This is a genomic window from Shewanella insulae (assembly GCF_009831655.1).
Taxonomy (GTDB): Bacteria; Pseudomonadota; Gammaproteobacteria; order Enterobacterales; family Shewanellaceae; genus Shewanella; species Shewanella insulae.
The window spans coordinates 1-557 of record NZ_WRPA01000049.1 but is presented as its reverse complement, the minus strand read 5'-3'; the positions used below and the strand labels follow the sequence as shown (position 1 = coordinate 557).

The following is a 557-nucleotide window of genomic DNA, read 5'->3' as shown; positions in this document are numbered from 1 at the left end:
ACATTGGGTATCTGTGTCGCCGTCGCATCAGCTCTTTTCCCATACGCACTATCGATAGCACATTACGTTTCTTCACCGTATTGGCCTGGAAATGTCGTTGCAATTGCTGCGCTTCACCAAAGAGCCCCACCCACCAAAATGCCAATTGCACCAGCAAGGCTATCATCAACAGGATATCCATTCTTGCCGCATCACGTGTTCGGCTGTGGCGTAAACCAAATCCGTAAGCCGGACTTTTTAAGTCCCTAAAAGTCTCTTCTATCTGCATTCGCTTTTGGTAAAGATTGACCAGCTTCTTGGGCGGCATCGCCTCCATTGTTAAATTGGTCACCAGCGCCCAAGGCTCTTTTGCCGTCAATTCATAGGTCCATTGAGCGGTATGATGGCAGTCGGTTGTCGTGCTACGTTGACCTTTTCGCCCTTTACCTCTCGCCTTAAACAACACCATTTCACAGAGCAAAGGCTTCTTGACCGATAAGGCCACCCGACCAACATGCTTGGCGCGGCTATTTGCTCTGGCATAGAGCGCTTTGAGTGAAAATTGACGACCAAAGGGA

At 49.4% G+C, this 557-nt stretch carries 1 protein-coding gene; it reads right to left on the bottom strand.

What is annotated here, in order from left to right:
* The coding region (locus GNT65_RS20455) for an IS4 family transposase (RefSeq protein ID WP_160799008.1) at positions 1–557 on the bottom strand (557 nt) is incomplete at both ends.